This window comes from Streptomyces viridosporus (genome assembly GCF_002078235.1).
GTDB lineage: Bacteria > Actinomycetota > Actinomycetes > Streptomycetales > Streptomycetaceae > Streptomyces > Streptomyces viridosporus.
The window spans coordinates 20806-46681 of the sequence record NZ_MSGP01000240.1 but is presented as its reverse complement, the minus strand read 5'-3'; the positions used below and the strand labels follow the sequence as shown (position 1 = coordinate 46681).

General features: G+C 71.3%; 24 protein-coding genes and 1 riboswitch. Of the genes, 11 read left to right on the top strand and 13 right to left on the bottom strand.

Features of this window, described 5'->3' with window-relative positions; translation table 11 throughout:
• Nucleotides 1–147: 147 nt before the first annotated feature.
• The 6 genes from B7L92_RS18065 (at nucleotide 148) to B7L92_RS18040 (ending at nucleotide 7379) form a co-directional block, all read left to right on the top strand.
• Nucleotides 148–1500, top strand: coding sequence for an HD-GYP domain-containing protein (locus B7L92_RS18065; protein ID WP_081238601.1), 1353 nt, complete (start codon nucleotides 148–150; stop codon nucleotides 1498–1500).
• On the top strand, nucleotides 1497–2735 hold the full coding sequence (locus tag B7L92_RS18060; RefSeq protein ID WP_174703980.1) for an HD-GYP domain-containing protein: 1239 nt from the start codon (nucleotides 1497–1499) through the stop codon (nucleotides 2733–2735). The genes B7L92_RS18065 and B7L92_RS18060 overlap by 4 nt, the downstream gene beginning before the upstream one ends.
• Nucleotides 2736–2925: 190 nt before the next feature.
• Nucleotides 2926–3906 carry a tetratricopeptide repeat protein gene (locus tag B7L92_RS18055; protein ID WP_004983605.1) on the top strand — a complete coding sequence of 327 codons (981 nt, stop codon included), beginning with the start codon at nucleotides 2926–2928 and terminating at the stop codon, nucleotides 3904–3906.
• Nucleotides 3907–3984: 78 nt separating this feature from the next.
• Nucleotides 3985–4635, top strand: coding sequence for a peptide deformylase (def, locus tag B7L92_RS18050; RefSeq protein WP_004983603.1), 651 nt, complete (start codon nucleotides 3985–3987; stop codon nucleotides 4633–4635).
• A gap of 291 nt (nucleotides 4636–4926) precedes the next feature.
• Nucleotides 4927–6012: an epi-isozizaene synthase gene (gene cyc1, locus B7L92_RS18045; RefSeq protein WP_081238605.1), complete on the top strand. Its 1086-nt coding sequence runs from the start codon at nucleotides 4927–4929 to the stop codon at nucleotides 6010–6012.
• Complete coding sequence (locus tag B7L92_RS18040) at nucleotides 6009–7379, top strand: bifunctional albaflavenone monooxygenase/terpene synthase (RefSeq protein WP_081238599.1); 1371 nt, start codon at nucleotides 6009–6011, stop codon at nucleotides 7377–7379. The genes cyc1 and B7L92_RS18040 overlap by 4 nt, the downstream gene beginning before the upstream one ends.
• 22 nt (nucleotides 7380–7401) lie before the next feature.
• Here the strand turns inward: B7L92_RS18040 and B7L92_RS18035 are convergent, their stop codons facing one another.
• On the bottom strand, nucleotides 7402–8364 hold the full coding sequence (locus B7L92_RS18035) for a GlxA family transcriptional regulator (protein WP_081238598.1): 963 nt from the start codon (nucleotides 8362–8364) through the stop codon (nucleotides 7402–7404).
• Nucleotides 8365–8457: 93 nt separating this feature from the next.
• Here B7L92_RS18035 and B7L92_RS18030 point away from each other — a divergent pair, with 93 nt between their 5' ends.
• Nucleotides 8458–8742 (top strand): hypothetical protein, encoded by a 285-nt coding sequence (locus tag B7L92_RS18030; RefSeq protein ID WP_081238597.1) that lies wholly within the window; start codon nucleotides 8458–8460, stop codon nucleotides 8740–8742.
• A gap of 37 nt (nucleotides 8743–8779) precedes the next feature.
• On the opposite strand, the gene B7L92_RS18025 is transcribed toward B7L92_RS18030, so the two are convergent.
• The 7 genes from B7L92_RS18025 to nagB all read right to left on the bottom strand — a co-directional run bounded on the left by B7L92_RS18025 (nucleotide 8780) and on the right by nagB (nucleotide 16868).
• A complete protein-coding gene (locus tag B7L92_RS18025; RefSeq protein WP_081238596.1) occupies nucleotides 8780–9799 on the bottom strand; it encodes a ribonucleotide-diphosphate reductase subunit beta in 1020 nt (339 codons plus the stop codon).
• Nucleotides 9799–12180, bottom strand: coding sequence for a ribonucleoside-diphosphate reductase subunit alpha (locus B7L92_RS18020; RefSeq protein WP_081238595.1), 2382 nt, complete (start codon nucleotides 12178–12180; stop codon nucleotides 9799–9801). Before B7L92_RS18020 ends, B7L92_RS18025 begins: the two co-directional genes overlap by 1 nt.
• A gap of 124 nt (nucleotides 12181–12304) precedes the next feature.
• Nucleotides 12305–12445: riboswitch (cobalamin riboswitch) on the bottom strand.
• 52 nt (nucleotides 12446–12497) lie between these two features.
• On the bottom strand, nucleotides 12498–13004 hold the full coding sequence (locus B7L92_RS18015; RefSeq protein WP_081238594.1) for a GNAT family N-acetyltransferase: 507 nt from the start codon (nucleotides 13002–13004) through the stop codon (nucleotides 12498–12500).
• Between the two features lie 75 nt (nucleotides 13005–13079).
• Complete coding sequence (gene mctP / locus B7L92_RS18010; RefSeq protein WP_081238593.1) at nucleotides 13080–14708, bottom strand: monocarboxylate uptake permease MctP; 1629 nt, start codon at nucleotides 14706–14708, stop codon at nucleotides 13080–13082.
• Nucleotides 14705–14971 (bottom strand): DUF3311 domain-containing protein, encoded by a 267-nt coding sequence (locus tag B7L92_RS18005; protein WP_081238592.1) that lies wholly within the window; start codon nucleotides 14969–14971, stop codon nucleotides 14705–14707. The genes mctP and B7L92_RS18005 overlap by 4 nt, the downstream gene beginning before the upstream one ends.
• Nucleotides 14972–15143: 172 nt before the next feature.
• Nucleotides 15144–15908 (bottom strand): GntR family transcriptional regulator, encoded by a 765-nt coding sequence (locus B7L92_RS18000; RefSeq protein WP_081238591.1) that lies wholly within the window; start codon nucleotides 15906–15908, stop codon nucleotides 15144–15146.
• 174 nt (nucleotides 15909–16082) lie between these two features.
• Nucleotides 16083–16868, bottom strand: a complete 786-nt coding sequence (gene nagB / locus B7L92_RS17995; RefSeq protein ID WP_081238590.1) for a glucosamine-6-phosphate deaminase — start codon at nucleotides 16866–16868, stop codon at nucleotides 16083–16085.
• Between the two features lie 408 nt (nucleotides 16869–17276).
• Here nagB and B7L92_RS17990 point away from each other — a divergent pair, with 408 nt between their 5' ends.
• Both B7L92_RS17990 and B7L92_RS17985 read left to right on the top strand, forming a co-directional pair.
• Nucleotides 17277–17942: a TetR/AcrR family transcriptional regulator gene (locus B7L92_RS17990; protein WP_081238589.1), complete on the top strand. Its 666-nt coding sequence runs from the start codon at nucleotides 17277–17279 to the stop codon at nucleotides 17940–17942.
• A 347-nt stretch (nucleotides 17943–18289) separates the two neighbouring features.
• The gene (locus tag B7L92_RS17985) at nucleotides 18290–19753 is read left to right on the top strand and encodes a sensor histidine kinase (RefSeq protein WP_081238588.1); all 1464 of its coding nucleotides are present in this window, start codon (nucleotides 18290–18292) and stop codon (nucleotides 19751–19753) included.
• Between the two features lie 252 nt (nucleotides 19754–20005).
• Here the strand turns inward: B7L92_RS17985 and B7L92_RS17980 are convergent, their stop codons facing one another.
• Together B7L92_RS17980 and B7L92_RS17975 are read right to left on the bottom strand one after the other, a co-directional pair.
• Nucleotides 20006–20263, bottom strand: a complete 258-nt coding sequence (locus tag B7L92_RS17980; RefSeq protein ID WP_003992873.1) for a WhiB family transcriptional regulator — start codon at nucleotides 20261–20263, stop codon at nucleotides 20006–20008.
• 318 nt (nucleotides 20264–20581) lie between these two features.
• The gene (locus B7L92_RS17975) at nucleotides 20582–21550 is read right to left on the bottom strand and encodes a diacylglycerol/lipid kinase family protein (RefSeq protein WP_081238587.1); all 969 of its coding nucleotides are present in this window, start codon (nucleotides 21548–21550) and stop codon (nucleotides 20582–20584) included.
• Nucleotides 21551–21666: 116 nt separating this feature from the next.
• Between B7L92_RS17975 and B7L92_RS17970 the strand changes: the two genes are divergently transcribed.
• The gene (locus tag B7L92_RS17970; protein ID WP_081238586.1) at nucleotides 21667–22116 is read left to right on the top strand and encodes a hypothetical protein; all 450 of its coding nucleotides are present in this window, start codon (nucleotides 21667–21669) and stop codon (nucleotides 22114–22116) included.
• Nucleotides 22117–22123: 7 nt separating this feature from the next.
• Here B7L92_RS17970 and B7L92_RS17965 read toward each other — a convergent pair whose 3' ends face one another.
• The 3 genes from B7L92_RS17965 to B7L92_RS17955 all read right to left on the bottom strand — a co-directional run bounded on the left by B7L92_RS17965 (nucleotide 22124) and on the right by B7L92_RS17955 (nucleotide 24194).
• Nucleotides 22124–23248: an RNA polymerase sigma factor SigF gene (locus B7L92_RS17965; RefSeq protein WP_081238604.1), complete on the bottom strand. Its 1125-nt coding sequence runs from the start codon at nucleotides 23246–23248 to the stop codon at nucleotides 22124–22126.
• Nucleotides 23249–23265: 17 nt separating this feature from the next.
• Nucleotides 23266–23679, bottom strand: a complete 414-nt coding sequence (locus tag B7L92_RS17960) for an ATP-binding protein (protein WP_004983566.1) — start codon at nucleotides 23677–23679, stop codon at nucleotides 23266–23268.
• Nucleotides 23680–23933: 254 nt separating this feature from the next.
• Nucleotides 23934–24194 (bottom strand): UBP-type zinc finger domain-containing protein, encoded by a 261-nt coding sequence (locus B7L92_RS17955; protein WP_081238585.1) that lies wholly within the window; start codon nucleotides 24192–24194, stop codon nucleotides 23934–23936.
• 60 nt (nucleotides 24195–24254) lie between these two features.
• Here B7L92_RS17955 and B7L92_RS17950 point away from each other — a divergent pair, with 60 nt between their 5' ends.
• Nucleotides 24255–25859 carry a Na+/H+ antiporter gene (locus B7L92_RS17950; protein ID WP_081238584.1) on the top strand — a complete coding sequence of 535 codons (1605 nt, stop codon included), beginning with the start codon at nucleotides 24255–24257 and terminating at the stop codon, nucleotides 25857–25859.
• Nucleotides 25860–25876: the final 17 nt, after the last annotated feature.

Below are 25876 nucleotides of genomic sequence, written 5' to 3'. Positions count from 1 at the left end.
CGTGACCGCCCCGTACGGGGCCCGTCGTCACTCGTACGTGCTAATCCGCGGGTTATCGGCCCGTGGAGGCGCCCTTCGCCGTCCTAGGCTCCAGAGCCTGACGGGGGCGGCAGGTCGAGCACGGCGGGCACGGTCGGGGAGGGGCTCATGGAAGCGTTACCGGGACGGGCCCGCGCGCTGGTCGCCGGTGTCGCCCTGTCGGGCCTGCTCTGTCTGCTGCCCCTCCCGGGCGTCCCCGTCCCCTGGCGGGCGGTCGCCCTGCTCGCCGCGCTGTACGGCGGCTGCGAGTTCCTCGCCCGGTCGCGCCTCGTCGGCACTCCGCACCCGGGCGGAACCTTCTACCCCGTCCTGCTCGCCGGGGCCTTCCTGCTGCCGCCGTCCGCCGCGGCGCTGGCCGTCCTGCCCGGGGCACTGCTCGTGCCCGTGGCGCGGCGGCCGTACCCGGCCCGGCGGCTCTGGCGGGCCGGCCGGCTGGTGCTCGCCGTGTGGGCCGCGAGCCGGGTCCACCGGGCGGCCGGCGGCCGGGAGGCGGTGGCGGACTGCGACGTTCCGCTCGCGCTCGGGACGGCCGGGGTCGCGGTGCTGGCGTTCTGCCTGGTGCTCACCCTGCTGGACGGCGCCGTCCTGGCGCTGACGGCGGGCGTACCGCTCCGGCGCGGGGAACGGACGGCGGGGCCGGCGGTCGCCTGGTGGCGGCTGTTCCTGCGGTCCCTGGCACCGATCACCGTGCACGGCCTCGCCGGGCTCATGATGGCCCTGCTGTGGCGCAGCCCCTACGGTCCCGTGGCCGCGCTGCTCGTGCTGCTGCCGATGGGCGTCTCGTGGTGGGCGTTCGCCCAGTACCACCGGGAACGGGCCGCGCACCAGGCGACGATCCGCGCGCTCGTCCAGGCCGTCGACATCAAGGACGGGTACACCCGCGGGCACAGTGAGCGCGTCGGACAGGCCTCCATGATGATCGCCCGTGAACTGGGCATGGACGACGAGCGGGTCGAGGTGCTGCGGTTCGCGGGGATCCTGCACGACGTCGGCAAGCTCGGCGTGCCCACCCGGCTGCTCACCAAGGACGGTCCGCTCACCCCCGAGGAGCGCCGGGTGATCGAACTGCACCCCGAGTACGGGCACGAGATGGTGCGGGGGATCTCCTTCCTGGGCGAGGCCCGGGAGGCGGTGCTGCACCACCACGAACGGCTGGACGGCACCGGCTACCCCTACGGACTGATGGGCAGTCAGATCCCGGAGTCCGCACGGGTGGTCGCCGTCGCCGACGCCTTCGACGCGATGACCTCCACCCGCTCCTACAGCCGGGCCCGGCCCGTGCCCGTGGCCCTGAAGGAACTCCAGCGGTGCGCGGGATCCCACTTCGACCCGCGGATGGTGGCCGCACTGGTGCACGTGATCGGCCGGGCCGGGTGGCACCCCGCGGTCACCGCCGACGACGCCCGCGCCGTGCCCGCGCCCGCCGCACCGGTCACCGACCGGCCCGGGGCGCACCGGTGAGGCCCGGGCTCCACACCCTCGTCCACATCTGCGCGGCCGTCCTGGCCGCCGGATCCCTGGGCGCCACCCTCCACCACGGCGTCGAGGAACGCGGTACCGCCCTCGCCTTCGGCCTGCTCGTCACCGTCGGCGAACTCACCCGGCGCAACGGGACCCGGATCAGGCAGGCCGCGCCGCTCGCCGCCGCCGGGTCGCTCTCGTACGCGCTGCTCGGCGAGGCCGGCGGCCGGCCCACCCACCACGGCGCCGCCCAGGTCGTCACCGTGGTGCTCGCCGCCTCCCTGCTCGGCAGCGTGCCGCACGTCGGGCGCGGCCACGGTCCCACCCTCGACCCGCTGGCCCGCCGGGTGCTGACCGTCGGCTTCGTCGCCGTGTGCTTCCAGCCCCTGTACAGCCAGGGCGCGTTCGACGACTGGAGCGGGTCGGCCCACGCGCTGCTGCTGCTCGCCCTGCTGTCCCTCACCGCGCTGTGCGACGCCGTGCTCGCCGCCGCGCTGGCCCGCTCCCGCACCGGGTGGCCCTTCCTGCCGACGTTGCGCGACGAACTGCGGGCCGTGCCCGGCATCGGGGCCGCCGTGGTGGCCACGGGCGCGGTGATGGCGCTCGGGGTCGCGGTCGTGGGGCTGTGGGCGCTGCCCGTCTTCTCCGTACCGCTGCTGCTCGCACAGTTGTCCTACCGGCGGTACGCCGCCGTGCGCGCCACCTACCGGCAGACCATCGCCTCCCTCGCGCGGGCCACCGAGATCGCCGGGTACACCCCGGCCGGGCACGCCCACCGGGTCGCGGCGCTCAGCCGGGCGGTGGGCCGGGACCTCGGGCTGACCGGACCCGAGCTGACCGTGCTCGAGTACGCGGCCCTCATGCACGACATCGGCCAGCTCAGCCTCGTCGACCCGGTTCCCGCGGGCGCCACCGCCGACCTGCCGGCCGCCGAGCAGCGGCGGATCGCCCTGCTCGGCGGCGCGGTCGTACGCCAGACCGGGGTGGACCCCCGGGTGGCCCGGATCGTCGAACGGCAGGCCGACCCGCACCGGGAACAGCCGCTCGCCGCGCGCATCGTCCGGGTGGTGAACGCGTACGAGGAGAAGTCCCGGGAAGGAGGGCCCGGCGGGCCGCTGACCGCGCTGGAGGAACTGCGGCTGGCGACCGCCGGGGAGTACGCCCCGGAGGTGGTGGAGGCACTGGCCCGGGTGCTGTCGCGGAACACGGAGGTGGTGCGTGCGGACCGGAACTGAACGCCGGGTGCGTCCGGCGGCCGAGCGGGGCCGGGGCCGTGAACGGGACTGTCTGACCCCGCCCGGGGCTGGGTAACCCATGGGTAATGAGCGCCTCTCCGGCCGTACGTGGTTGGATGCGAAGAAGAGGGTGTCCGGGGGCGCGGAAAGACACAGCCAGCCCACCGCACGGAACTGGCAGGCGGGAATCGTGAGGATCTTCGGCAAGGGACGGCACCGGCCCTCCGCCTCCTGGCGGCAGGCCACGGACCGCGCGTTCACGCTCATCGGCGACGGTCGGTACGAGGACGCGGGCGCGCTGCTGACACGGGCCGCCGATCTGGAACCCTGGCTGTCGGAGTCGTGGTTCAACCTGGCGCTGCTGCACAAGTTCCGGCACGACTGGGAACAGGCGCGCGCGGCGGGCCTGCGGGCCGTCGCGCTGCTCGACCGCGACACCGGGGCTCCCGACTGGTGGAACGTCGGCATCGCCGCCACCGCCCTGCAGGACTGGCCGCTGGCCCGGCGGGCCTGGCAGGCCTACGGGCTCAGGATCCCCGGCCCGGCCACCGACTCCGGCGAGCCCCTCGGCATGGACCTGGGCAGCGCGGCCGTGCGGCTCTCCCCGGAAGGAGAGGCCGAGGTCGTGTGGGGGCGGCGGCTGGACCCCGCCCGGATCGAGGTGCTGTCCATCCCGCTGCCGTCCTCCGGGCGCCGCTGGGGGGAGGTCGTGCTGCACGACGGCGTGCCCCACGGGGAGCGGAGCACGGCCGCCGGGCACACCTACCCGGTCTTCGACGAGATCGAGTTGTGGGCGCCCTCCCCGGTGCCGACCTGGGTGGTGCTGCTGGAGGCCGCGTCCGAGGCTGACCGGGACGCCCTGGAGCAGTTGGCCTCCGACGCCGGTTTCGCCGCCGAGGACTGGTCGTCCTCCGTACGGCTGCTGTGCCGGATGTGCTCGGAGTCCCGGATGCCGTCCGACGAGGGCGAGGGCGAGCACCTCGACCCGCACGACCACAGCGAGCCGGGGCACCCGGGGCCGCTCGGCCACCGCACCGACGGGCAGCTGTGGGTGCCGGAGCGGGAGTGCGGCGTGGCCGCGCCGGCGTCGCTGGTCCGGGGCCTGCTGGACGGATGGGTGGCGGACAGCCCGGACTCACGGGACTGGCGGGACCTGGAAGAGGTCTGCTAGCGCGCGGGCCCGCGAACCGGTCGCCGTACCCTGTATCAGCACCACACCCCATGTTTTCCAGGAAGGCATACGTCGGTCATGGCTCAGCAGGACACCGATCAGCAGCACGCGGGCGTGCTCCCCGTCGACGACGAGGGGTACGTCATCGACACGGAGGACTGCGAGGAGCGCGAGGCCGCCTACCGCGAACGCGGCACCTCCCGTCCGATCACGGTCGTCGGGAACCCGGTGCTGCACAAGGAGTGCAGGGACGTCACGGAGTTCGACGACGAGCTGCGCAAGCTGGTCGACGACATGTTCGCCAGCCAGCGCACCGCCGAGGGCGTGGGCCTGGCCGCCAACCAGATCGGCGTCGACCTGAAGGTCTTCGTCTACGACTGCCCGGACGACGAGGGCGTGCGCCACGTCGGCGTGGTCTGCAACCCCGAGCTGGTCGAACTGCCCGCCGAGAAGCGCCGGCTGGACGACAGCAACGAGGGCTGTCTGTCGGTGCCCACCGCCTACGCTCCGCTGGCCCGCCCCGACTACGCCGAGGTGACCGGTCAGGACGAGTGGGGCAACCCCGTCAAGGTACGCGGCACCGGCTACTTCGCACGGTGTCTGCAGCACGAGACCGACCACCTCTACGGCTACCTCTACATCGACCGGCTGTCCAAGCGGGAACGCAAGGAGGCGCTGCGGCAGATGGCCGAGAACGAGCCGCGCTACCCCGTGGTCGCCAACGACTGACGCCCGGCCACCGGGGCGGGAACCCCTTCACGCACGGCGTCCGACCGGGCTTGCCCCCGGATCGGGCGCCGTTCGTCCGTCCGTCATGTGTTCGATGCCTTATCGGCCCGCCCTGATCCGGAATCGGACACACCAGGGGAAACCCCGGCATCCAGGAGCGGTGGAAGAGGCAAATCCATTCCCAGAGCGGTCAGTTGTGGTGCTGAATAGAGGTACGGGGATGCGCACCGGCGCACGCGCGGCACGGGGGACGGGCGCGCGGCGCAACCGGCGGCTGAGAGGGGATTGTTCGTGCATGCTTTGTCACACGGCACCACATCGACACCGACCACCATCGCAGTTCCACCGGCGCTGTCCCTTCCGGTGATCGAGGCAGCGTTTCCCCGACAACTCCACCCGTATTGGCCGAAGCTCCAGGCGACGACCCGCACGTGGCTGCTCGAAAAGCGGCTCATGCCGGCCGACAAGGTGGAGGAACACGCCGACGGGCTGTGCTACACCGACCTCATGGCGGGCTACTACTTGGGAGCTCCCGACGAGGTCCTGCAGGCGATAGCGGACTACAGCGCGTGGTTCTTCGTCTGGGACGACCGTCACGACCGCGACATCGTGCACGGCCGCCCCGCCGCCTGGCGGAGGCTGAAGGAACGGCTGCACTCGGCCCTCGACAACCCCGCCGGCCACCTGGGTCACGAGGATCCGGTGGTGGCGGGGCTCGCGGACAGCGTGCGGCGGCTGTACGCGTTCCTGTCCGGCACCTGGAACGCCCGGTTCGCGCGGCACTTCCACGCGGTGATCGAGGCGTACGACCGGGAGTTCCACAACCGCACGGAGGGAATCGTCCCCACCGTCGAGGAATACCTGGAACTTCGCCGGCTGACCTTCGCGCACTGGATCTGGACCGACCTCCTGGAGCCCAGTGCGGGCTGCGAACTCCCGGACGAGGTGCGGAAGAACCCGGCCTATCGGAAAGCGGCGCTGCTCAGCCAGGAATTCGCCGCCTGGTACAACGACCTGTGCTCGCTGCCGAAGGAAATGGCGGGCAGCGAGGTGCACAATCTGGGAATCAGTCTCATCACGCACGAGGGGCTGACACTCGAAGAAGCGATCGCGGAAGTGAGGCGTCGCGTCGAGGAATGCATCAGTGAATTCCTGGACGCGGAACAGGAGGCCATACGGTTCGCCGACGGCCTCGACGACGGCACGGTGCGAGGAAAGGAGACGAGCGCCGCCGTGCGCTCCTGCCTCGGCAATATGCGGAACTGGTTCAGTTCCGTCTACTGGTTCCACCACGAGTCCGGTCGGTACATGGTCGACAGATGGGAAGACCGGTCCACGCCCCCGTACGTCAACAACGAAGCGGCAGGTGAGAAATGACCGTCGAGTCGGTGAAACCCGGAGCGTCCCCGACGACCGGACCGCGCGTTCCGCCGGTGGCCGGCGGAGACGTCCCCCTCCTCGGCCACGGCTGGAAGCTGGTCCGCGACCCGCTCGCCTTCATGACCCGGCTGCGCGACCACGGCGACGTCGTGCGCCTGAAACTGGGGCCGAAGACGGTGTACGCCGTCACCACCCCCGCCCTCACCGGGGCGCTGGCGCTGAGCCCCGACTACATCATCGCCGGGCCGTTGTGGGAGTCCCTGGAGGGCCTGCTCGGCAAGGAGGGCGTGGCCACCGCCAACGGCCCGCTGCACCGGCGCCAGCGACGCACCATCCAGCCCGCCTTCAGGCTCGACGCCATCCCCGGCTACGGCCCGATCATGGAGGAGGAGGCGCACGCCCTGACCGAGCGGTGGTCCTCCGGGCAGATCGTCGACTGCACCTCCGAGTCCTTCCGGGTCGCCGTGCGCGTCACGGCCCGCTGCCTGCTGCGCAGCCGGTTCATGGACGAGCGGGCGGAGCGGCTGTGCGCCGCCCTCGCCACCGTCTTCCGCGGCATGTACCGGCGGATGGTGGTACCGCTCGGACCGCTCTACAAACTGCCGTTACCGGCCAACCGCGAATTCAACCGGGCATTGGCCGATTTGCATCTCCTCGTCGACGAGATCGTGGCCGAGCGCCGCGCATCCGGTCAAAAGCCGGACGATTTGCTGACGGCATTGCTGGAGGCGAAGGACGACAACGGCGACCCCATCGGGGAACAGGAGATCCACGATCAGGTGGTCGCGATACTCACCCCCGGCAGCGAGACGATCGCATCCACGATCATGGTGCTGCTCCAGGTGCTCGCCGCGCACCCGGAACACGGGGACAAGGTGCGCGACGAAGTGGAAGCCGTGACCGGCGGGCGCCCCGTGGCGTTCCGGGACATCCACCGGCTCTCGCACACCAACAATGTCGTCGTCGAGACAATGCGGCTGCATCCCTCCGTCTGGATTCTGACCCGCCGGGCGGTGACCGACACGGAACTCGGTGGCTATCGCATTCCGGCCGGGGCGGACATCATCTACAGTCCGTACGCGATCCAGCGCGATCCGAAGTCGTACGAGCGCCACCTGGAGTTCGACCCCGACCGGTGGCGTCCGGAACGTTCCAAGGACATTCCGAAATACGCCATGCGCCCCTTCAGCGTGGGCAACCGCAAGTGCCCGGGCGACCACTTCTCGATGGCCATGCTGACGCTGATCACGGCGACCCTGGCCACCCGGTACCGCTTCGAGCGGGTGGCCGGCTCGGACGACGCCGTGCGCATCGGCATCACCCTGCACCCGAACCGGCTGCTGCTGAGGTCGATCACCCGCTGACCCCGCGCCCGTCGGCGGGCGTTCAGGCGGCCTCGGGGCCGCGGAACGTCCGCCGGTAGGCGTTCGGCGTGGTCCCCACGGTGCGGACGAAGTGGTGGCGCAGGGCGGCGGCGTCGCCGAAACCGGTGCGGCCCGCGATCGCGTCCACCGTCTCGTCCGTCGCCTCCAGCAGGCGCTGGGCCAGCAGGACGCGCTGGCGCAGGATCCAGCGGTAGGGCGTGGTGCCGGTCTCCTGCCGGAAGCGGCGGGCGAAGGTGCGCGGGGACATGTGGGCGCGGGCGGCCAGCTGTTCGACGGTGACCTCCTCGTCGAGGTGCCGCTCCATCCACACCAGTACCTCGGAGACGGTGTCGCCCCCGGACTGCGGCAGCGGGCGTTCGATGTACTGGGCCTGGCCGCCGTCGCGGTGCGGGGGCACCACCATCCGCCGGGCGATCCTGTTGGCGACCTCCGGCCCCTGCTCCTTGCGCACCAGGTGCAGACAGGCATCGATGCCGGCGGCGGTGCCGGCGGAGGTGATCACCGGGTCCTCGTCGACGTAGAGCACATCCGGTTCGACGCTCAGATGGGGATACTGCCTGGTCAGGGCCTGGGCGTGGCGCCAGTGGGCGGCGGCGCGCCGGCCGTCGAGGAGCCCGGCGGCGGCGAGCACGAACACCCCGGAGCAGACGCTGAGCACCCGGGCGCCCCGGTCCACGCCCCGGCGCAGGGCGTCCAGCAGCTCGGGCGGGAAGTCCCGCGACTCGTAGCGGGAGCCGGCCGGCACGGCGATGAGGTCCGCCGTCTCCAGGCGCTCCAGGCCGTGCTCCACCTGGAGGGTGAAGCCCGTGTTGCTGCGCAGCGTGCGGCCCTCGGCCGAGGCGACGGCGAAGTCGTAGACCGGCAGGCCGTCGTCGCTGCGGTCGGTGCCGAAGACCTCGCAGACGACGCCGAGTTCGAAGGGGTTCACACCGTCGAGGAGGACGGCGGCCACGTTCCGGAGCATGGTTCCAGTGTGCCTCGCCGTTGGCAGTAAATCGAGGGTGTACGGCAGTCCTGCCACTGCCGGTAAGGAGTGTGCGGCGCGACAGTGGTGTCCATGGATACGACACGCATGGAAGCACTGTTCGGCGCACTGACCGTCCTCGGCCTGCTGGTCCTGATGGTCCTCCCCGCCGTGATCGGCATCGTGCGCGACCGGCGGATCGACCGGCAGCTCCGGCAGGCGGAGACCGGCCGCACCACCGCGCCGGGCGGGCGCGACGTCCCCGCCGCGCCCGCCCGCACGACGCGGAGCGCCACGCCGTCCCGCGCCCCGCGGGACGTCACTTCGCCCCGCACCTCGCGGGACGCCACCTCGCACCGCACCGCGCGGGCGGCGTGAGGCGAGGTGGCGCCCGGCCGACGCCCCCGGAGGATCCCTAGAAGTCCTCGTCCAGGTCGACCGTGCCCTCCACGGCGACCTGGTACGCGGACGGGCGCCGCTCGAAGAAGTTCGTCAGCTCCTGGACGCCCTGCAGCTCCATGAAGGAGAACGGGTTCTGGGAGCCGTACATCGGGGCGAAGCCCAGCCGGGTCAGGCGCTGGTCGGCGACGCACTCCAGGTACTGCCGCATCGACTCGGTGTTCATGCCCGGCAGCCCGTCACCGCACAGGTCGCGCGCGAACTGCAGCTCCGCCTCGACCGCCTCGCGCAGCATGTCGGTGACCTGCTGCCCCAGCCGCTCGTCGAACAGCTCCGGCTCCTCCTTGCGGACGGTGTCGACCACGTCGAAGGCGAACGACATGTGCATCGTCTCGTCGCGGAAGACCCAGTTGGTGCCGGTTGCGAGGCCGTGCAGCAGGCCCCGGCTGCGGAACCAGTAGACGTAGGCGAACGCCCCGTAGAAGAACAGGCCCTCGATGCAGGCGGCGAAGCAGATCAGGTTGAGCAGGAAACGGCGGCGGTCCGCCTGCGTCTCAAGCCGGTCGAGCTTCTCCACCGAGTCCATCCACGTGAAGCAGAACTCGGCCTTCTCCCGGATGGAGGGGATGTTCTCCACCGCCGCGAAGGCGGCCGCCCGGTCGTCCGGGTCGGGCAGGTAGGTGTCCAGCAGGGTCAGGTAGAACTGGACGTGGACCGCTTCCTCGAAGAGCTGCCGGCTCAGGTAGAGCCGTGCCTCGGGGGAGTTGATGTGCTTGTACAGCGTCAGCACGAGGTTGTTCGCCACGATCGAGTCACCGGTGGCGAAGAAGGCCACGAGCCGGCCGATCAGGTGCTGCTCGGCGGGGCTCAGCTTCGCGAGGTCGGCCACGTCGGAGTGGAGGTCGACCTCCTCCACGGTCCAGGTGTTCTTGATGGCGTCCCGGTAGCGCTCGTAGAAGTCGGGGTAGCGCATGGGGCGCAGCGTGAGCTCGAAGCCCGGGTCGAGCAGGTTCTGGGTACGGGTGGTGCGGGTCATCACTGGCAGGCCTCGCAGGACTCGGGGTTCTCAAGGGAGCAGGCGACGGCCTCGTCGGGGGCCGGCTGCTGGACGGGGACGGTGGTCTGGGTCTGGGGCTGGGCCTGCGCGGCGCGGGCGATGCGGGTCGCCGGGCGCGAACGCAGGTAGTACGTCGTCTTCAGGCCCTGCTTCCAGGCGTACGCGTACATCGAGGAGAGCTTGCCGATGGTCGGCGTCTCCATGAACAGGTTCAGTGACTGCGCCTGGTCCAGGAACGGGGTGCGGGCGGCGGCCGTGTCGATCAGCGAGCGCTGCGGGATCTCCCACGCCGTGCGGTACAGCCGGCGCACGTCGTCGGGGATCCAGGCGAAGCCCTGCACCGAGCCGCCCGCCTCGCGCAGCGCCTCCCGGGTGCGCTCGTCCCACACGCCCAGCCGCTTCAGGTCGCTCACCAGGTACGAGTTGACCTGGAGGAACTCGCCGGACAGCGTCTCGCGCTTGAACAGGTTGGACACCTGCGGCTCGATGCACTCGTACACGCCCGCGATCGAGGCGATGGTGGCGGTGGGCGCGATGGCCAGCAGCAGGGAGTTGCGCAGACCGGTGGACGCGATCCGCCCGCGCAGCGCGGCCCAGCGCTCCGGCCACGTCAGGTCCACGTCGTAGTGGTCGGGGTGCAGCACGCCCCGGGCGGTGCGGGTCTTCTCCCAGGCCGGCAGCGGGCCCTTGTCCTCGGCCAGGTCGGCGGAGGCCTTGTACGCGGCGAGCATGATCCGCTCGGCGATCCGGGTGGACAGGGCCCGCGCCTCGGGCGAGTCGAAGGGCAGGCGCAGCTTGAAGAAGACGTCCTGCAGGCCCATCGCGCCGAGGCCCACCGGACGCCAGCGGGCGTTGGAGCGGCCCGCCTGCTCGGTCGGGTAGAAGTTGATGTCCACGACCCGGTCGAGGAACGTGACGGCCGTGCGGACGGTCCGGTCCAGCCGCTCCCAGTCGATGTCGTCGGCCGCCGTGTCGACGAACGCGCCGAGGTTGACCGATCCCAGGTTGCAGACCGCCGTCTCCCCGTCGTCGGTGACCTCGAGGATCTCCGTGCAGAGGTTGGAGGAGTGGATGACGTGGCCCGGGGTCGCCGTCTGGTTCGCCGTGCGGTTGGCGGCGTCCTTGAAGGTCATCCAGCCGTTGCCGGTCTGCGCGAGGGTGCGCATCATCCGGCCGTACAGCTCGCGCGCGGGGAGGGTCTTCCTGGCCAGCCCCTTCTCCTCGGCGGCCCGGTACGCCGCGTCGAACTCCTCGCCCCACAGGTCGACCAGCTCCGGCACGTCCGCCGGGGAGAACAGCGACCACGGGCCGTCGGCGTCCACCCGGCGCATGAACTCGTCCGGCACCCAGTGCGCGAGGTTCAGGTTGTGCGTGCGGCGGGCGTCCTCACCGGTGTTGTCGCGCAGCTCCAGGAACTCCTCGATGTCCGAGTGCCAGGTCTCCAGGTAGACCGCCGCCGCGCCCTTGCGCCGCCCGCCCTGGTTCACGGCGGCGACCGAGGCGTCCAGCGTCTTCAGGAACGGGACGATGCCGTTGGAGTGCCCGTTGGTGCCGCGGATCAGCGAACCGCGCGAGCGGATGCGGGAGTAGGACAGGCCGATGCCGCCGGCGTGCTTCGAGAGGCGGGCCACCTGGTGGTAGCGGTCGTAGATGGAGTCCAGCTCGTCCTTGGGGGAGTCCAGGAGGTAGCAGGACGACATCTGGGGGTGCCGCGTACCGGAGTTGAACAGGGTGGGGGAGGAGGGCAGGTAGTCCAGGCGGCTCATCAGCCCGTAGAGCGCGGCGACCTCGTCCACCGACCGGACGCTGTCGTCCTCGGCGAGTCCGGCGGCGACGCGCAGCAGGAAGTGCTGCGGCGTCTCGACGACCTTGCGGGTGATCGGGTGCCGCAGCAGGTACCGGCTGTGGAGGGTGCGCAGGCCGAAGTAGCCGAAGCGGTCGTCGGCCCCGGTGTCGATCAGCGCGTCGAGCCGGTCCGCGTGCAGCCGGACGAACGCGGCGGTGCGGTCGGCGATCAGACCCTCGCGGTGCCCGGTCGCGACGGACCCGGTGAACGACGTGACGCCCTGCGAGGCGGCCTCGGCGCGGATGCCGATGGTCAGCAACCGGGCGGCGAGCCGGGAGTAGGCGGGGTCCTCGGAGATGAGCCCGGCCGCGGCCTCGGTGGCCAGCTCCCGCAGCTCCGTCTCGTCGGCGCGGGCGGACCGGCCGCGCAGCGCGGCGGCGGCGACCCGGCCGGGGTCCGCGTCGGGCAGGTCGGCGGTCAGCTCGGTCAGGGTCCGCAGCAGCGCGGCACCGGGGCCGTCGCTCCGCTCGGTCACGTCGACCGCTGAAGCCGGATCGGCTGGCGCGATGGTCACGTGGGGCTCTCCCTCGCTCGGCACAGAGGCCTCGTCGAGGGCAGGGGGCAGCACACGAGCGCACACGGCGTCGCGTCCACCGGCCCATTCCACGAGGCCCGGACGTCAGGGCACCCGGACCGGACGGCCGGGCGCACTGTCGGCAGGTCCTCGGACTGAAGCCCGTGCGTGCCCGCGGGATGACGCGGGCATGCACAAGTACACCGTTGCGGGACAGTTCCGGATTCGCACCGGATTCCCCTGCGGCGACAGCGAGCACGAGCATACATCTTGTGCCGGGTGCTGTCGGCAGGCCCATATCTTGTGTCTCGGTGGTGTCAGAGTGTCAACTCGTAGGTGAGGAGGGTGATGTCGTCCAGGTCCGGGAGGGGGTTCCAGTCGCGCCCGGGCGTGCGGACGAAGCCCAGCCGCTCGTAGACGCGGTGGGCGGAGCGCATGGCGCGCTGGGTCGACAGCACGACCCCGGTGCAGCCCTCGACGGCCCGCGCCCGGTCGACACAGGCGCGGACGAGGGCCTCCCCGGCGCCACGGCCCCGGGCCGCGCGGGCGACCGCGAGCATCCGGATCTCGGCCTCGCCCGGCCGGGCGATGTCGGCCATCGGCCCGCCGTCCGGTACGAAGGTCACCCCGCCCAGCACCCTCCCGTGCTCCGCGGCGACCAGCACCTCGGCGGCCGCCGCCCGCTTCGCCACGTCCCTCAGCTCACCGAGGTAGGCGTCGCCCTCCCCGAAGTCGAGCAGTCCGTCCTGGAGGTAGGCCTGCGCGGTGATCTCACCGAGTTCCTCGTACTCGCCGGACTCCACCGGTCGGATGACGATGTCCATGCGGGCGAGTGTGCCCGACGGGCACGACGACGGGCCGCCGGATCTCTCCGGCGGCCCGTGGCCCTGAGCGCGGCGTCAGTGCGCGCTGCCCGCCGTGGCCGGCGGAAGCTCCACCTGGACGCCCGGGTCGCCCGCGTCCGCCGTGTAGTCCTCCGGCTTCGTCTGGTCGACGCCCTCGGGGGCCTTGACGGCCTTCAGCACGAAGGTCAGCACGACCGTCACCAGGACGTTGATCACGAAGGCGGTGAGGCCGATGTAGCCGATCTCGCCGATGCCAGGGATCTCCTTCGCCGAGCCGCCGAAGTGCTTCTGCGTCGGCGAGGCCACTCCGTAGGCGGCGACCGTGCCGTAGACCATGCCGACCGCCCAGCCCGCGAGCAGCGCCCAGCGGTGGAACCAGCGGGTGAACAGGCCGCCCACCAGCGCCGGGAAGGTCTGCAGGATCCAGATGCCGCCCAGCAGCTGGAAGTTGATGGCGACCGTCTTGTCCATGGTCAGGACGAAGGCCAGCGCGCCCACCTTCACCAGCAGGGAGACGATCTTGGAGACCTTGGTCTCCTGGGCCGGTGTCGCGTCCGGCTTGAGGAAGTCCTTGTAGATGTTGCGGGTGAAGAGGTTCGCCGCCGCGATCGACATGATCGCCGCCGGCACCAGCGCGCCGATGCCGATCGCCGCGAAGGCCACGCCCGCGAACCAGGCCGGGAACATGTCCTCGAACAGCTGGGGGATCGCCAGCTGGCCGTTCTGCACCTTCACGCCCGCCGCGATCGCCATGAAGCCCAGCAGCGCCAGCAGACCCAGCATCAGGGAGTACAGCGGCAGGATGGTGGTGTTGCGGCGGATCACCTCACGGCTGCGCGAGGACAGCGTCGCGGTGATCGAGTGCGGGTACATGAACAGCGCGAGCGCCGAGCCCAACGCCAGCGTGGCGTACGTCCACTGGCCCGCCTCGCCCGGCACCAGCGCACCGCGCGGCGCGCCCGTGGCCGGGTTGGTCTCGTTGTACGCCTCGCTCGCCTTGGCGAAGATGTCGTCGAAGCCGCCCAGCTTGATCGGGATGTAGATGATCGCCACCGCGATCACGAGGTAGATCAGCGTGTCCTTCACGAACGCGATCAGCGCGGGGGCCCGCAGACCCGACGAGTACGTGTACGCCGCCAGCACGCCGAAGGCGATCAGCAGCGGCAGGTCCTTGACGAACCAGTGGGTGCTCTCGCCGCCGCCGACGCCCATCACGTCCAGCACGGCCTGGATGCCGACCAGTTGGAGCGCGATGTACGGCATCGTCGCCAGGATGCCGGTGAGCGCGACCGCCAGCGACAGCCCCTTCGAGCCGAACCGGCCGCGCACGAAGTCGGACGTGGTCACATAGCCGTGCTTGTGCGACACCGACCACAGCCGGGGCAGGAAGGTGAAGATCAGCGGATACACGAGGATCGTGTACGGCACGGCGAAGAAGCCCGCCGCGCCCGCCGCGTAGATCGCCGCCGGCACGGCCACGAAGGTGTACGCGGTGTACAGGTCGCCGCCGAGCAGGAACCAGGTCACCCAGGTACCGAACGACCGTCCGCCCAGGCCCCATTCGTCGAGGCTGTGCTCGTTCGCCGCCTTGCGCCAGCGCGCGGCCAGGAAGCCCATGACCGTGACGAGCACGAAGAAGAAGACGAAGACGGCGAGTGCCACGCCGTTGACACCGTCGTTCATCGCCCCGCACCGCCCTTCGAGGCCCTGCGGGCGCGCTGGTCACGCTGCCACAGCTTGTACGCGACCATCGTCAGCGCGGTCGAGAGGACCACCCATAACATCTGGTACCAGTAGAAGAACGGGATGCCGATGACGACGGGGTCGGTCTTCGCGTACGACCCGACCCACAGCATGGCCACGAAGGGTGCGACGAGACAGAGGGCGATGACGACGCGCACGGGCGTCACCACCGGCTCCCTGCCGGTCTCTGGGGCTTGCGACATCAGACGGTTCCGTCCCCTCACTGATCACCGGCGATCGTGCGCAGGAAATCTAGAGGAGGGGGTGGCGCAGTCGTAACCCCTCGTCGGCATCGGGGTGCGGCGAATGCCGCGCGGCCGGGCGGCAACAGCAGCGAAATCCCCGCCAACCGTGCGCCGCGCCGGAGGCCCGGACTCAGTCCTGCGGTCGCTTCAGCCGCGCGACGAACTTGTACCGGTCGCCCCGGTACACCGACCGCACCCACTCCACCGGCTGCCCGTCCCGGTCCAGCGAGTGCCGGGAGAGCATCAGCATCGGCAGGCCGACGTCCGTGCCGAGCAGACCGGCCTCGCGCGGGGTGGCCAGCGAGGTCTCGATGGTCTCCTCGGCCTCCGCCAGATGGACGTCGTACACCTCCGCGAGGGCGGTGTAGAGGGACGTGTACTTCACCAGACTGCGGCGCAGCGCGGGGAAGCGCTTCGCGCTCAGGTGGGTGGTCTCGATGGCCATCGGCTCGCCGTTGGCCATGCGCAGCCGCTCGATGCGCAGCACCCGTCCGCCGGGCGTGATGTCGAGCAGCCCGGCGAGCCGGTCGTCGGCGGTGATGTAGCCGATGTCCAGCAGTTGCGAGGTGGGCTCCAGCCCCTGGGCGCGCATGTCCTCGGTGTACGAGGTGAGCTGCAGCGCCTGCGAGACCTTGGGCTTGGCGACGAAGGTGCCTTTGCCCTGGATGCGCTCCAGACGCCCTTCGACCACCAGCTCCTGGAGGGCCTGGCGCACGGTGGTGCGCGAGGTGTCGAACTCCGCCGCCAGGGTGCGCTCGGGCGGGACCGAGGTACCGGGGGGCGCCGTCTCGGTCATGTCGAGCAGATGCTTCTTCAGCCGGTAGTACTTGGGCACGCGCGCCGTACGGACCGCAGTCCCACCCTCGTTCTCCGCACTGCTGACGTCGGTGCTCATGCTCTGCCTTCCCGGCTCCGCGTGCCGAAGCGGCCGACACCCCATCGGCCACGGCTCACATCGTGGCACGGCCCGGGGCGTGGTGTGCCCCGTACCCTCCGTGATCCCCTCTGTATACCCCCGGGACCGGGGCTGGTCTAGTCCACGACCGGCCCCGGCTCGTGCGGTCGGCGCTCAGAGCCCCTGCCACTCCGGCTTGCTGGCGTAGGTGCGCCGGAAGTAGTCGGCGAACTTCAGCTTGGAGGCGGCCGCCTCGTCGACGACCACCGTGGCGTGCGGGTGCAGCTGCAGCGCGGACGCCGGGCACACCGCGGCCACCGGTCCTTCGACGGTCGCGGCGATGGCGTCCGCCTTGTTCTCCCCGGTGGCGAGCAGCACCAGGTGGCGGGCCTCCAGGATGGTCCCGATGCCCTGGGTGATGACGTGGTGCGGGACCTGGTCGACGTCGCCGTCGAAGAAGCGCGCGTTGTCGGCCCGGGTCTGTTCGGTCAGCGTCTTGATCCGGGTGCGCGAGACGAGCGAGGAGCACGGTTCGTTGAACCCGATGTGCCCGTCCGTCCCGATCCCCAGCAGCTGGAGGTCCACACCGCCGGCCTCGGCCAGCTCCCTGTCGTACGCCTCGCACGCGCCCTGCACGTCCTCGGCCGCGCCGTCGGGGCCCAGGAAGGCGTCCATCCCGATCCCGAGCGGCTCCAGCACCTCGCGCCGGAGCACCGAGTGGTAGGACTCGGGGTGGTCGGCGGGCAGTCCCACGTACTCGTCGAGCTGGGCGATGCGTGCGCGCGAGACGTCCACGGCACCGTTGCGCACCTTGGCCGCCAGCGCCTGGTAGATGGGCAGGGGTGTGGAGCCGGTGGCCACGCCGAGCAGGGCGTCGGGCTTGCGTCGCAGGAGTTGCGCCATGGTCTCGGCGATGAGTTCGCCGCCGGCCTTGGCGTCCGCAACGATGACAACTTCCACGCTGGACCTGCCGATCTGAGAGGAGGGCTCGACTGGAGCTGGCCCCGGACGGGGACCATGTGGTTTAGACCAATTAATCTAGCAGGGCAAGTGCCGCTTTCCCAGGTGAGGGGCGGTGCGGGCTTCCTGCCTGCTCCCTTCAGTATCCCGGGGCCCGGCCCGTACCGCGGACCTGGGTCCGTGCTCCCCGGCGGGACCCCCGCTCGCCCTCGTCGCGTGTGCCGTCCCGCCCGTAAGCGCGTTCACGCCGGCGCCCCCTCCCGATTTCCCTAGTGGCCGCTACAGAAAAAACCGTACGACAACCCACCGGCTTTTTCTAGTGCCCGCTATAAAATGCACTCCACGGAGGGACGGCGGGCGGGCCGTCGGCGAACGGGGCGGATGCGCCCGATGGGTGAGGAGGGGCGGATGAGCAGTGACGAAGGCACCGGACGGAGCGGGGCCGCCCGTACCGGAGCCGGGCCCGCGCGCAGGCCCCGCGGCCGCCCCCGCTCCTTCGACCGGGAGACCGCACTGGAAAAGGCGCTCCTCGCCTTCTGGGAGCACGGCTACGAGGCCACCTCGGTCTCCGACCTCACCCGCGTCATGGACATCGGCGTCCCGAGCCTCTACGCGGCCTTCGGTGACAAGCGCTCCCTGTTCGACGAGGTCGTCCGGGTCTACGGCGTGCGGTACGGCTCCTTCACCGACCGCGCCCTCGCCGAGGAGCCCACCGCCCGGGCCGCTGTCGAGCGGGCGCTGCGGGAGGCCGCCGCCGTGTACACCGAACCCGGCCGTCCGCACGGCTGCCTCGTCCTCCACGCCGCCGCGAACTGCTCGAACCCCGAGGTCCGGCAGTCCCTGCGGGAGCGCCGCAGGGCCGACATCGCCGCGCTCGAGCGCCGGATCCGGGACGACGTCGCCACCGGAGCGCTGCCCGCGGACACCGACGCCGGCGCGCTCGCCCGGTACACCGGGGCGGTGATCCAGGGCATGTCGCAGCAGGCGCGGGACGGAGCGAGCCGGGAGGAACTGGAGTCGCTCGCCGAAATCGCCGTGTCCGTCTGGCCCCGCGCGGGAACCCCCACGGGTTAGGCTGCGTGGTGGACGCCCCTGCGTCCGGCCGGATTGCACGACGGCCGAGGACGTGCCGTCGATATGCAGCGTTCCACCCATGGACACCAATAGTGGTCTAGTCCACAATGCGTAGCAAGACACACAGGCCTGCCTTCCCCGCACAGGAAGGCGGATCGAGGACCCGGAGCTCTCTGCCCTGACTGCCCCGGTTCCTCACCGCTCGGCCGACCGGGACCGCACACCCCACGGCCGACGTTGCTCCGGGCTGCGGTGCCGGGAGGGTTGAGGGTCCCTCCCAGGCGCCGCGGCCCGCGGGTGCCCTTCGGGGCGCCGCGGCCCCGGGTACGCTCGCTGACGTGCCCTCCATGAACGAACTCGTACGCCAGCACACCGCTCTCGACGACACCGACCTCGAGTGGCTCCACCTGCTGGTCTCGGAGTGGCAGCTGCTCTCCGACCTCTCCTTCGCCGACCTGGTCCTGTGGGTGCCCACCCGCGACGGCACCCGCTACGTCTCCGTCGCCCAGATGCGGCCGAACACCGGCCCCACCTCGTACCAGGACGACATGGTCGGCCACCTCGTCCCGCGCGGCCGCCGGCCCATGCTGGACGCGGCCCTGGACGAGGGCCGGATCGTGCGCGAGGGGGACCCGGAGTGGCGCGAGGAGGTCCCGGTCCGTGTCGAGTCCATCCCCGTCCGGCGCGAAGGCCGCGTCCTCGGCGTGATCGCGCGCAACACCAACCTCCTCACCGTGCGCACCCCGAGCCGGCTGGAGCTCACCTACCTCCAGAGCGCCTCCGACCTCGCGCAGATGATCGCGGCCGGTGCCTTCCCGTTCGCGAACCAGCAGCTCGACATGGACGCCCTGCCCCGCGTCGGTGACGGGCTGATCCGGCTCGACGCCGACGGCATCGTCCAGTACGCCTCCCCGAACGCCCTGTCCGCCTATCACCGGCTGGGCCTGGCCGCCGACCTGGTCGGCCACCACCTCGGCCGAACCACCGCCGAGCTGGCCCCGTCCCGCGGACCGGTGGACGAGGCGCTGGCCAAGGTCGCCAGCGGCTGGGCACCGCGCGAGTTCGAGATCGAGGCCAACGGGGTCATCCAGTTCCGGGCGATCCCGCTCAAGCCGAAGGGGACGCGCATCGGGTCCCTGGTCCTCCTCCGCGACGTGACCGAACTCCGCCGTCGTGAGCGCGAGTTGATCACGAAGGACGCGACCATCCGGGAGATCCACCACCGGGTGAAGAACAACCTCCAGACGGTGGCGGCACTGCTGCGTCTGCAGGCCCGGCGGATCGAGTCCGAGCGCGGCCGTGAGGCACTGGAGGAGGCGGTGCGCCGGGTCGGGTCCATCGCGATCGTGCACGAGACGCTCTCCCAGAACCTCGACGAGCGCGTGGAGTTCGACGAGATCGCCGACCGCGTCCTGGCGATGGTCGCGGAGATCTCCCCGGGCAAGGTCACCGGCCGGCGCACGGGCCGCTTCGGCATACTCGACGCGGAGGTCGCCACTCCGCTGTCGATGGTGCTGACCGAGGTCCTGCAGAACGCCCTGGAGCACGGCTTCCGCGAGGGCGAGACCGGCACCGTCGAGGTGTCCGCGGTCCGCGGCGGCACCACGAAGGAGGCCCGTCTGCTGGTCACCGTGCAGGACGACGGAGTGGGGCTGCCCGAGGGCTTCGACCCGCACAAAGCCGGCAACCTGGGCCTGCAGATCGTACGGACCCTGGTGGAGGGCGAGTTGGGCGGCACCTTCGACATGGTTCCGGCCCCGGACCGGGGGACCCGGGTGATCCTCGACATCCCGGTGCGGTCGGGCAAGTAGCCGAGCACCCGCGGACCGAGGGCGCCTGGCGATCCGTCAGGCGCCGAGGCCGGTGCGGCGCACCGGACGGACGCGGACAGCGAAGAGCCCCGGACCGGTGGAACGGCCGGGGCTCACGCTCATGCGATGGGGTCACCCCCTGCTCGAGCGAAGTCGAGAGCTCGGGGGGAACTGCGCGCTGCGGCTCGGGGCGGGAGATGCGTGCGCGCTGCACGCGCCGCCAAGCTCAGGCTGTCAGCAGGGGCAGGGGTGTCAGGCGGAGGCCTGACGGGCCCGGTTGCGGGCGGCGCGGCGCTTCATCGCGCGACGCTCGTCCTCGCTGAGACCACCCCAGACGCCGGAGTCCTGACCGGACTCGAGCGCCCACTGCAGGCACTGCTCGATCACCGGGCAGCGACGGCAGACGGCCTTGGCTTCCTCGATCTGCAGCAGCGCGGGACCGGTGTTGCCGATGGGGAAGAAGAGCTCGGGGTCTTCCTCGCGGCAAACGGCGTTGTGACGCCAGTCCATGGCTGCTACCTCTCCTTGGTATTACTGCGGGTTGCTTGTGAATGTGAACGCTTTCACGAATCCCTCAACAAGTGAAGGGCCGACTGCCAGGGTCCCTGGCGTGGTCCTTGGGTGTGAAGAGGGGTTCCGGTGATCTGTGGAGGCCGGTGTAGTGGGCCGTCCCGATCGCCATGTAGAGACTCGCAAACCTCGGCGGCGGATACAACCCCTTCCGGAAAGTTTTTTTTGATTCTTCGGTGTCGACTAGGTCACAGCCGTACTTCCATGGGGTGGATCCTGGCCTAAACGTTCGAGTGAAAGGACTTTGGCCCTTTCTGCTCACACAATCACACGCAGTGCACGGCGTACGCCTGTGAACGTCACGCTGGTACGCAGCCCCAGGTGGTCACCGTCCATCTGAAGAGGCAGTGGCACCTTCGAATGCAAGGTGAACTGCGTCAGATCGTGCCGGGAGACGGCGTGCCTGCCGTGCGGGCCGCGCTCCGGGGACGAAGCGAGCAACTGGGTGCCATACCGGGCAACCGCGGCGGTGGACAGCCGGCTCAGGCCGAAGATGTCCAGGCCCGTGTCGAACGAGGCCTCGGGCGACGCGTAGATCGGACGGTTGCCGAGGAACGTCCACGGCGAGGTGTTCGAGACTATGGAGAGCACCAGGTCGGTGACCGGGTCCTCGCCCGGCTGCTCCAGGGTGATCATCCCCTGCCGACGGTGCGGCTCGCCGAACAGCTGGCGCACCACCTGGCGCACGTACAGCGCGTGGGTGGACTTCTTGCCGCGCTCGCGGTGCTGCTCCACCCGGCCGACCACACCGGCGTCGAAGCCCAGCCCCGCGTTGAAGGTGAACCAGCGGGCCGGCACCGCCTCGTCCTCCGAACCCGGGGTTCCCGAGGTCAGGCCCAGGCCCACGGTGCGTTCGCGGCCCTCGCGCAGCGCGTCCAGCAGGACGCCGGTGGCCTCCACGGGGTGGTTGGGCAGGCCCAGGGCGCGGGCGAAGACGTTGGTGGAGCCACCGGGGACCACGGCGAGCCCGGGCAGGTGCTCCGGGTCGGGTCCGGCGTGCAGGAGTCCGTTGACGACCTCGTTGACCGTGCCGTCACCGCCGAGGGCCACGACCAGGTCGATGTCGTCGCTCTCCGCCGCCTGCCGGCCCAGGTCGCGCCCGTGGCCGCGGTACTCGGTGGTGACCGCCTCCAGCTTCACCTCGCTGGCGAGCGCGTGGATCAGTACGTCGCGCGTACGCGCACTCGTGGTGGTTGCCGCCGGATTGACCACGAGAAGTGCACGCATGACGTGCAGGGTACCTACTGGGCGGTACCGGGCACAGGCCGAGGTGCGGATCGGCCGGGGAAGGGGGCGTGAACCTCGGCACGGGGGGCGGGTGCGGCGAGGGCTACCCTTCAGGGGTGAGCAGTGAGCAGACCTCCACCAGTCCGGACAGCACCGGCCCCCGCCCGCGCCGTCTGACGTACGCCGCGGCACTGGTCGCCCTGGAAGGGCTCACGCTGGTGGTCGGCGGCGTCTGGATGCTGGTCCTCGGCATCACGGGCGAGCCGGACGACCGCCAACAGGCCGTCACCGGCGGGGTGACGCTGATCGTCCTCGCGCTGCTGCCGCTCATCGCCGCGCGGGGACTGCTCGGCCGGCGCGGCTGGAGCCGCGGCCCCGCCGTCATCACGCAGCTCATGGCGCTGCCGGTGGCCTACACCCTGCTGAAGGCCGACAGCGTGGCCATCCCGGCCGGCATCGCGCTCGCCGTGGTGGCCGTCACCGCGCTGGTCCTGCTGCTCAACCCCGAGACGACCCGGGCCCTCGGCATCCGGGGGCCCGGGAACGCCGGGGACACCGAGAAGTAGCGCCTGCTCACTCCTCCACGAGCAGTTTCTCCCGCAGCTGGGCCAGGGTGCGGGCCAGCAGCCGGGAGACGTGCATCTGCGAGATGCCGACCTCCTGCGCGATCTGCGACTGGGTCATGTTGCCGAAGAAGCGCAGCAGCAGGATCCGCTTCTCGCGCGGCGGCAGGTCCTCCAGCAGCGGCTTGAGCGACTCCCGGTACTCCACGCCCTCCAGCGCCTCGTCCTCGGCGCCGAGGGTGTCGGCGACCGCCGGGGACTCGTCGTCGGTGTCGGGGACGTCCAGGGACAGCGTGGAGTACGCGTTGGCGGACTCCAGGCCCTCCAGGACCTCCTCCTCCGAGATCGCCAGCTTCTCGGCCAGCTCGTGGACCGTGGGGGAGCGGCCGTGCAGCTGCGAGAGCTCGGCCGTGGCCGTCGTCAGCGCCAGGCGCAGCTCCTGCAGCCGGCGCGGCACGCGCACCGCCCAGCCCTTGTCGCGGAAGTGCCGCTTGATCTCGCCGACGACCGTCGGGGTCGCGTACGTCGAGAACTCCACGCCGCGGTCCGGGTCGAAGCGGTCGACCGACTTGATCAGCCCGATGGTGGCGACCTGGGTCAGGTCGTCCAGCGGCTCGCCGCGGTTGCGGAAGCGGCGCGCGAGGTGCTCGACGAGCGGCAGATGCATGCGGACCAGCTGGTTGCGCAGTTCCGCGTACTCGGGGCTGCCGTCCTGCAGCGAGCGCAGCTCGAGGAACATGGCGCGCGCCCCGCTGCGGTCCTGCGCGTCGTGCGCGTTCCGGGGGCCCGGGGTGCTTCCGGCGCCCCGGGCGCTCGGCGCCCGCGGCGCCTCGTCCTCGGCGTGTCGCTCGTGCTCGCTCATCGTCCCGCCCGTCGTCGCCCTTCCCCGGGCGCTCGCCTCGTCCCCAGCCGCCGGCTTCGCCCGGGCGGGGGCGTCCCCGTGGCCGGGAGCGACCCCGGCCGACCCGCCCGGAGGCGTGCCCCGCGCGGCACCGCCGGGCTGCCCGCCGCTCGCGGAGCCGGCCTCCAGGGCGTCGTCCTCCGGGTGTGGCCGGGCCTGCTCGGGGATGCCGTCGATGCCGTCCGGCACGCGCTCGGCCGGCAGCTCCCTTGTGCCGCGTTCTTCGTCCCGCACCGGCCCGTCCTCGTTCCTCACGCCGGCCCGGGTCCCGCGCCGCGCTGTTTGTAGAGGCTGATCGAAACGGTCTTGTCCTCGTCCACGGCCGAGGAGACCTTGCCCGCGAGCGCGGACAGGACGGTCCAGGCGAAGGTGTCCCGCGAGGGGGCGTGACCGTCCGTGGTCGGCGCCGAGACGGTGACCTCGAGCGAGTCGTCGACGAGCCGGAAGACGCAACTGAGCACCGACCCCGGCACGGCCTGCTGGAGCAGGATCGCGCAGGCCTCGTCGACCGCGATGCGCAGGTCCTCGATCTCGTCGAGGGTGAAGTCCAAACGGGCGGCAAGCCCGGCCGTGGCCGTGCGCAGCACCGACAGGTAGGCCCCCGCGGCCGGCAGCCGGACTTCCACGAAGTCCTGGGTCGCGGGCTCGCCTGCGAACTGGGACACCCTCACCTCCAAGGTGGTACAAGCGTTTCAGGGCCGGGGGCACCCCCGGGCAACGCGCTACGTGGTTCAGCGGTGACGCTATCGCGCTCTCGGCGGTCCTGTCCCGGGACCCCGGCCACTGGTGTCACTCATAGTAAAACTATGAATACGCTCCGTGGCTAGGGGTCTGCGGGCCCAAATGGGAAGAGCGCGCGCCGCATTGACGTACCCAGACGTCAGACGGTCGAACCGTCCGGCACCGGAGTCCCGTCGGGTCACACGAGTACATGATCGACGAAGCACCAGCGCCAGTCCTCGCCCGGTTCGTGGCTCCGCATCACGGGGTGGCCGGATTTCCTGTGGTGCCCCGTCGCATGCCGTCCCGGCGAGGAGTCGCAGCAGCCGACGTGGCCGCAGCTCAGGCACAGGCGCAGTTGCACCGGATCCGTGCCGTCCCGCAGGCACTCCGGACACGTCTTGCTGAGCGGGGCGGGTTCCGGGTGCGGCAGCGCGCCGGCATGCGTGCACTGTTTCATGATGGCCAGATTACGACGGGCACGCGGAAGACCGCGCGGAAAACCGAGAGCGGGCCGGACATGGACGTGATTCCCCTGCTGCTGCTGGTCGCGGGCAGCACCGCGGTCGCCGCTGCCGCCCGGCGCACCTCGGTGCCGGCACCGCTGCTGCTGGTCGCGGCCGGCCTGGCGGTCAGCTACCTCCCCGGGGTGCCCGACTACACGCTGGACCCGCACGTCGTCCTGCCGCTCCTGCTGCCCCCGCTGCTGTACACGGCGGCCGCCGACAGCTCCTACCTGGACCTGCGGGCACAGCTGCGGCCGGTGGCGCTGCTCTCGGTGGGGTACGTGCTGTTCGCGACCTTCGTCGTCGGCTGGGCCCTGTACGTGATGGTGCCGGGCCTGTCACTGACCGCGGCCATGGTGTTCGGTGCCGTGGTGGCCCCGCCGGACGCGGTCGCGGCGACGGCGGTGGCGCGCCGGGTCGGACTGCCGTCCCGGGTCACCACCATCCTCCAGGGCGAGTCCCTGCTGAACGACGCCACCGCGATCACCGTGTTCCGGGTGGCCGTGGCGGCGGCGGTCGGCGAGGGCGCGTCCTGGGCCGGGGGGATCGGGGAGTTCCTGCTCGCCGCGGTCGGCGGGGTGGTGTTCGGCCTGGTGCTGATGGCCCCGCTGCACTGGCTGCGCACGCACGTGAAGGAGGTGCTGCTGCAGAACACGCTCTCCCTGCTGATCCCGTTCGTCGCCTACGCCGCCGCGGAGCAGGTGGGCGCCTCCGGCGTCATCGCCGTCGTGGTCGTCGCCCTCTACCTGGGGCACCGCGCGTGGGAGGTCGATTTCGCCACCCGCCTCCAGGAGGAGGCGGTGCGGAAGATGGTCGCGTTCGTGCTGGAGTCCGCGGTGTTCGCGCTCATCGGGCTGCAACTGCCGGTCGTCCTCGAGGGCCTCGGAGAGGAACACGAGGGCGTCGACGCCGCCTGGTACGCGCTCGCCGTCTTCGCGGTGGTCGTCGTCACGCGGTTCGTCTGGGTCTACCCGGCGACCTGGTTGCCGCCGATGCTGTCGGCGCGGATCCGGGGACGCGAGGGGAGGCCCGGCTGGAAGAAGCCGTTCGTCATCGCGTGGGCCGGGATGCGGGGCGTGGTCTCGCTGGCCATCGCCTTCTCGATCCCGCTCACCGCCGACGGCGGGCACTTCCCGCACCGCAACCTGCTGCTCTTCCTGACCTTCACCACCGTCATCGGCACCCTGGTCGTGCAGGGGCTGACGCTGCCCCCGCTGATCCGCGTGCTGAAGTTCCCCGGGCGCGACGCGCAGGCCGAGACCCTGGCGGAGGCCAACGCCCAGGCGCAGGCCTCCCGGGTCGCCGAGCAGAGGCTGGACGAGCTGCTGGCCGATGAGCGCAACGCCCTGCCCGCACCGCTCGCCGACCGGCTGCGCACCGTCCTGGAGCGCCGCCGCAACGCCGTCTGGGAACGGCTCGGCCAGGTCAATCCGGTCACCGGGGAGACGGTGGACGACACCTACCGGCGGCTGTCGCGGGAGATGATCGGCGCGGAACGCGAGGTGTTCGTCAGACTGCGCGACGGCCGGTACATCGACGACGAGATGCTGCGGACGCTGCTGCGCCGGCTGGACCTGGAGGAGGCGGCGGCGTACCGGGAGACGGCTCAGGACCGGTGAGGGGGAAGGGGAGAGGT

Bases quoted from the DNA above. Each gene is read 5' to 3' on its own strand.
- B7L92_RS18065 (WP_081238601.1), top strand. From the start codon at position 148: ATGGAAGCGTTACCGGGACGGGCCCGCGCGCTGGTCGCCGGTGTCGCC.
- def (WP_004983603.1), top strand. From the start codon at position 3,985: ATGGCTCAGCAGGACACCGATCAGCAGCACGCGGGCGTGCTCCCCGTC.
- B7L92_RS18040 (WP_081238599.1), top strand. From the start codon at position 6,009: ATGACCGTCGAGTCGGTGAAACCCGGAGCGTCCCCGACGACCGGACCG.
- B7L92_RS18035 (WP_081238598.1), bottom strand. From the start codon at position 8,364: ATGCTCCGGAACGTGGCCGCCGTCCTCCTCGACGGTGTGAACCCCTTC.
- B7L92_RS18030 (WP_081238597.1), top strand. From the start codon at position 8,458: ATGGATACGACACGCATGGAAGCACTGTTCGGCGCACTGACCGTCCTC.
- B7L92_RS18025 (WP_081238596.1), bottom strand. From the start codon at position 9,799: ATGACCCGCACCACCCGTACCCAGAACCTGCTCGACCCGGGCTTCGAG.
- B7L92_RS18015 (WP_081238594.1), bottom strand. From the start codon at position 13,004: ATGGACATCGTCATCCGACCGGTGGAGTCCGGCGAGTACGAGGAACTC.
- mctP (WP_081238593.1), bottom strand. From the start codon at position 14,708: ATGAACGACGGTGTCAACGGCGTGGCACTCGCCGTCTTCGTCTTCTTC.
- B7L92_RS18005 (WP_081238592.1), bottom strand. From the start codon at position 14,971: ATGTCGCAAGCCCCAGAGACCGGCAGGGAGCCGGTGGTGACGCCCGTG.
- B7L92_RS18000 (WP_081238591.1), bottom strand. From the start codon at position 15,908: ATGAGCACCGACGTCAGCAGTGCGGAGAACGAGGGTGGGACTGCGGTC.
- B7L92_RS17990 (WP_081238589.1), top strand. From the start codon at position 17,277: ATGAGCAGTGACGAAGGCACCGGACGGAGCGGGGCCGCCCGTACCGGA.
- B7L92_RS17985 (WP_081238588.1), top strand. From the start codon at position 18,290: ATGAACGAACTCGTACGCCAGCACACCGCTCTCGACGACACCGACCTC.
- B7L92_RS17980 (WP_003992873.1), bottom strand. From the start codon at position 20,263: ATGGACTGGCGTCACAACGCCGTTTGCCGCGAGGAAGACCCCGAGCTC.
- B7L92_RS17975 (WP_081238587.1), bottom strand. From the start codon at position 21,550: ATGCGTGCACTTCTCGTGGTCAATCCGGCGGCAACCACCACGAGTGCG.
- B7L92_RS17955 (WP_081238585.1), bottom strand. From the start codon at position 24,194: ATGAAACAGTGCACGCATGCCGGCGCGCTGCCGCACCCGGAACCCGCC.
- B7L92_RS17950 (WP_081238584.1), top strand. From the start codon at position 24,255: ATGGACGTGATTCCCCTGCTGCTGCTGGTCGCGGGCAGCACCGCGGTC.